Origin of the sequence: Streptomyces sp. NPDC060209 (assembly GCF_042728155.1) — a bacterium.
Lineage (GTDB): Bacteria > Actinomycetota > Actinomycetes > Streptomycetales > Streptomycetaceae > Streptomyces.
Genome location: NZ_JBHWZS010000461.1, coordinates 1 through 4,859 on the forward strand (window position 1 = coordinate 1; position 4,859 = coordinate 4,859).

Consider the following 4,859-nt stretch of genomic DNA (forward strand, 5'->3'; position numbering starts at 1 on the left):
GTGTGTGGCCGCGGTCCTCGGTCGGCAGGCCCTTGGCGTCGAGCAATAATTCATATTTAATAACCCCGGTGGGTGTCCCCGGGCACCGCCGACCGTCCGAATGCCGTCCGTCGCAGTCTCCGGAGCCGCCCCATGCTGTCCACAGACCCGCAGACGCCGAGGGGGGCGCGTCGTTTCGACGGCCGCGCCGTCGTGGTCACGGGAGCGGCAGGGGGCATCGGCGCCGCCACCGCCCGGCGCCTCGCGGACGAGGGGGCCCGTGTCCTCGTCGCCGACATCGACACGACCGAGGGCGAGCGCACTGCCCGCGCCATCCGGGACACCGGGGGAGAGGCCCTCTTCCACCGCACCGACGTGAGCGACGAGAGCGCGTGGGCGTCGGCGCTGGCCGCCGTGCACGGTGCGTTCGGGCCCGTCTCGGCGCTCGTCTCCAACGCCTACGCCGTACGCGTCGCTCCCGCCCACGACACGACCCTCGACCAGTGGAACCAGCAGCTCGGTGTCACCCTGACCGGCGCGTTCCTCGGGTTCCGCGCCTGTCTGGAGGACCTTCGCGCCACCCGTGGCAGTGCGGTCCTGATCTCGTCGGTCCACGCACTCGTCGGACTGCCGGGCCGCCCGGCCTACGCCTCCGCCAAGGCCGGACTGACCGGACTGGCACGGCAGCTGGCCGTCGAATACGGACCTGATGTACGCGTCAACGCCCTGCTGCCCGGCCCCGTCCTCACCCGCGCGTGGGACGGCATCGGCGAGGAGGACCGGCGCAGCAGTGCCGAGCAGACCGTGGCCGGGCGGCTCGGACGGCCCGAAGAGGTCGCCGGTGCGACCGCCTTCCTCCTCAGCGAGGACGCCTCCTTCGTCACCGGTGCCTCGCTCGTCGTCGACGGAGGCTGGAGCGCCTACAAGACCTCCTCCTGACCCGCGGCCTGCCCGCCACGAAGGATGCCCGCGCCCAGTGCGCCGCCTGCCCGCCCGTATCCAGCCGTTCCAAGGAGAAGCATGAAGATCACCCGTGTCGAGACCTTCGCGGTGCCGCCCCGCTGGCTGTTGTGCCGGGTCGAGACGGATGACGGCGTAGTCGGCTGGGGCGAGCCGGTGGTCGAAGGCCGCGCCGCCACCGTCCGCGCCGCCGTGCACGAGCTGTCGGAACTCCTCGTCGGGCAGGACCCGCTGCGGATCGAGGACCACTGGCAGACCATGACCAAGGGGTCGTTCTACCGCGGCGGGCCGGTCCTCTCCAGCGCGGTCGCCGGTCTCGACCAGGCACTCTGGGACATCGCGGGCAAGGTCTACGGCGCCCCTGTTCACCAGTTGCTCGGCGGCCCGGTGCGTGACCGTGTGCGGGCCTACACCTGGGTCGGCGGGGACGAGCCCACCCAGATCGCCGAGGCCGTGCGGGAGCAGGTCGAGGCCGGATTCACCGCCGTGAAGATGAACGCCTCCGGGCGGATGAACCGGCTGGCGACCACCCGTGACATCGACGAGGTCGTCTCCCGCGCCGCCGCCGCGCGTGAGGCGCTCGGCGACGACAGGGACTTCGCCGTCGACTTCCACGGCCGGTTCACCGTCGCCAACGCGGCCAAGGTCCTGCCGCATCTCGCCCCGTACAACCCGCTGTTCGTCGAGGAGCCCGTGCTTCCCGAGTACACCCACCGGCTCCGCGACCTGGTCGCGGGATCGCCCGTGCCGCTGGCCACCGGGGAACGGCTCTTCTCGCGTACCGAGTCGCTCCCCGCACTCCTGGCCGGAGTGGCGGTCATCCAGCCCGACCTCTCCCACGCGGGAGGAATCTCCGAGGTCCGCCGGATCGCCGCGCTCGCCGAGACCTTCGACGTTCTTCTCGCGCCGCACTGCCCGCTGGGACCCGTTTCGCTCGCCGCCAGCCTCCAGGTCGCCTTCAGCACCCCGAACTTCCTGATCCAGGAACAGAGCATCGGTATCCACTACAACGTCGGCGCCGGACCGCTGGACTACCTGGCCGACCCGACGCCGCTGGACTTCCACGACGGACACTTCCTGCGGACCACGGCCCCCGGCCTCGGCATCGAGGTGGACGAACGCGCGGTCCGCGCCGCCGACGGCACCGTCGATGACTGGCACAACCCGATCTGGCGCCACGCCGACGGATCCTTCGCCGAATGGTGACCCCGCCCAGGCCGGCCGCTCGCCGATCGGTATCGTCCCGACGGCCGGCCCCCGCCCCACGACCCTTCTGGACGTGAACGACATGCACTCCCTGCCCCCTCTGAACAGCGACACCTTCGCCGGCGTGCTCCGGCGCACCCGCCTGGCCGCCATCGTGCGCGGATCGGACCCCGACGCCGCACTGCGCACCGTGCTGACCCTCGCGGAGGAGGGCGTGGCCCTCGTGGAGGTCTCCCTCAACACCGCGGACGCCATCGAGGTCATACGCCGCGCCGCCGCCGAGGTGGGGCCCGGAACCGTCGTCGGCGCGGGCACCGTGCTGACCGAGGACGACGTCGCCCGGGCACACGAAGCCGGGGCCGGCTGGATCGTGACCCCCGCACTCACCGAGTCCGTGGCCGCGTCGGTCAGGGCCGGGCTGCCGGTCCTGGCCGGCGCCCTCACTCCGACCGAGGCCGTCGCCGCCCGCCGCGCGGGCGCCGACGCCGTCAAGCTGTTCCCCGCATCGCTCGGCGGTCCGGCCTACCTCAAGGCCCTGCGCGACCCCTTCCCCGAGATGCCGTTCGTGCCCGTCGGCGGAGTGGACCTCGCCGGCGCCGAGCAGTACCTCGCCCACGGCGCCGTCGCCGTCGGCGTCGGCTCGCCGCTGGTCGGCGACGCCGCGGACGGCGGCGACCTGGCCGCCCTGCGCGACCGCGCCCGCCGCTTCGTCGCGCTCTGCGCCGGCACGCGGGGGGAGGCGTGAGCGCCGCACCCGGGCAAGCGCCCGCGTCCGTCGACGTGCTGACGTTCGGCGAGACCATGCTCGCCGCCCAACTGCCCGGTTCCCTGGCGGTCGGTGCCCAGGCCCGGACCACCGTCGCCGGCGCCGAGTCGAACGTCGCCATCGGTCTGGCCCGGCTGGGCCACCACGCCGTCTGGGCGGGTCTCGTCGGCGACGACGAGCCGGGCCGCCTCGTGCTGCGCACGCTCCGCGGGGAAGGCGTCGACATCACCCGGGCTGCCACCCATGGCACCGCCCCCACCGGTGCGATGCTCCGCGAGCAGCGCGTCGCGGACCTCGCACGGGTCCACTACTGGCGCAGCCACTCCGCCGCCTCGCTGCTCACCCCCGCCGACATCGCACCGGCCCTCGGTGACGGCGCCCGCGTGCTCCACCTGACCGGCATCACATGTGCCCTCGGTCCGGGCCCCCTGGAGGCGGTGCGCGCGGCGGCAGCCCACGCCCACGCGCAGGGATGGACCGTCGCCCTGGACGTCAACCACCGGCAGCGACTATGGACGGCCGAGGAGGCGGGCAGGGCGCTTCGACCGCTGCTGCCGCTCCTGACCGTCCTGATCGCCTCGGACGACGAACTCCCTGTCGTCAGCGACGCGTTCACCGACACTCCCGAGGGCGAGGAGCGAGCCGTCGACGCGTTGCTGGACGCCGGCGTACGAGAAGTGGTCGTCAAACGCGGGGGAGAGGGAGCCGCCGTCCGTGACCGGCGGGGTGCCCGGCACTCCGTACCCGCTCTGCGCGTGCCCGTACGCGACACGGTGGGAGCCGGCGACGCGTTCTGCGCCGGATACCTCTCCGGTCTGCTCGACGGGCTTCCGCCGGCCGGGCGCCTCGACCGCGCGAACACACTCGGCGCGTTCGCCGTCGCCTCGGACGGTGACTGGGAGGGACTGCCGCGCCGCGACGAACTCGGCCTGCTCGACGCCGCACCGGGCACCGCGATCCGCTGACCCCGGGCGGAAGCGGCGGCGCAGATATTAAATATCAATTATTCTGATGCTTCAATGGTGCCGCTGCGCACAGCGCTCTCCGGGTCCCGGGGAGCCGGCACTCGGGGCCGTTCCGGCACGGCACGGTGGGTCCCTACGACGCGCCGTGCGCCCGCCCGTACGGCTTCACCAGGACGAGGAGGCGGGCCATGGCGGCCTACGTCGGCAGGGGCATCCACGGTCAGGTCGTGGAGGCCCTGGGGTACCGGATCGTGTCGGGAAGGATCGCGCAGGGGGACACCATCGATGTGCGGTCCGTCGCCGAGGAGATGGACATCAGCCTCACCGTGATGCGGGAGTCGCTGAAGGTCCTCGCCGGCAAGGGGCTGATCGACTCCCGTCAGAAGCGCGGCACCTTCGTCCAGCCGGACCGGGAGTGGAACTTCCTCGACGCCGACGTGATTCGCTGGCGGGTGGCGAGCGGCAACGGCGCGAAGCTGCTCGGTGACCTCGCCGAAGTGCGGGCCATCATCGAGCCGGCCGTGGCCCGGCACGCCGCGGGGCGCAGGAGCGAGCGGGATCTCGTCGCTCTGGAGGAGGCGCTGGCGGCCATGGGCACGGCGCAGGGCGACGCCGACGTGGCGGCCGCCGCCGACACGGCCTTCCACCGCGCGCTCTTCCTGGCGACAGGGAACGACCTGCTGGCCCGGTTCGACCTGCTGCTGGAGCCCGGGCTCCGGGAGCGCGACCGTCTCGTGCACACACACCGGCAGGACGACGACCCGGTGCCCAGCCACCGGGCGGTTCTGGACGCCGTCCGGGACGGGGACGCGGAACGCGCGCACACCGCGATGACGGAGCTCCTCAGCAAGGCGGCCGCCGACGCGGAGAACGTGACCGGAGGCTGAGCGCTCGTGGCGGCGGGCGCCCGCGCGCCGCACCGTCGAGCGGGCGGCCGCGCGCCGCACCGTCGAGCGGGCGGCCGATGCGCGCACCGTGGCGGG

General features: G+C 73.3%; 5 protein-coding genes. All 5 read left to right on the top strand.

From position 1 onward, the window contains the following. Positions 1-132 precede the first annotated feature (132 nt). The 5 genes from ACFWFI_RS41030 (at position 133) to ACFWFI_RS41050 (ending at position 4,763) form a co-directional block, all read left to right on the top strand. Positions 133-918, top strand: a complete 786-nt coding sequence (locus ACFWFI_RS41030; protein ID WP_387400792.1) for an SDR family NAD(P)-dependent oxidoreductase — start codon at positions 133-135, stop codon at positions 916-918. 81 nt (positions 919-999) lie between these two features. Next, on the top strand, positions 1,000-2,145 hold the full coding sequence (gene dgoD, locus ACFWFI_RS41035) for a galactonate dehydratase (protein WP_387400794.1): 1,146 nt from the start codon (positions 1,000-1,002) through the stop codon (positions 2,143-2,145). 82 nt (positions 2,146-2,227) lie between these two features. Next, a complete protein-coding gene (locus ACFWFI_RS41040) occupies positions 2,228-2,890 on the top strand; it encodes a bifunctional 4-hydroxy-2-oxoglutarate aldolase/2-dehydro-3-deoxy-phosphogluconate aldolase (protein WP_387400800.1) in 663 nt (220 codons plus the stop codon). Then, a complete protein-coding gene (locus tag ACFWFI_RS41045) occupies positions 2,887-3,876 on the top strand; it encodes a sugar kinase (RefSeq protein ID WP_387400796.1) in 990 nt (329 codons plus the stop codon). The genes ACFWFI_RS41040 and ACFWFI_RS41045 overlap by 4 nt, the downstream gene beginning before the upstream one ends. A gap of 188 nt (positions 3,877-4,064) precedes the next feature. Continuing rightward, positions 4,065-4,763 carry a FadR/GntR family transcriptional regulator gene (locus ACFWFI_RS41050; protein WP_387400798.1) on the top strand — a complete coding sequence of 233 codons (699 nt, stop codon included), beginning with the start codon at positions 4,065-4,067 and terminating at the stop codon, positions 4,761-4,763. The last annotated feature ends 96 nt before the right edge of the window (positions 4,764-4,859 follow it).

Coding starts and splice junctions, on each gene's coding strand:
- ACFWFI_RS41030 (WP_387400792.1), top strand. CDS start 133: ATGCTGTCCACAGACCCGCAGACGCCGAGGGGGGCGCGTCGTTTCGAC.
- dgoD (WP_387400794.1), top strand. CDS start 1,000: ATGAAGATCACCCGTGTCGAGACCTTCGCGGTGCCGCCCCGCTGGCTG.
- ACFWFI_RS41040 (WP_387400800.1), top strand. CDS start 2,228: ATGCACTCCCTGCCCCCTCTGAACAGCGACACCTTCGCCGGCGTGCTC.
- ACFWFI_RS41050 (WP_387400798.1), top strand. CDS start 4,065: ATGGCGGCCTACGTCGGCAGGGGCATCCACGGTCAGGTCGTGGAGGCC.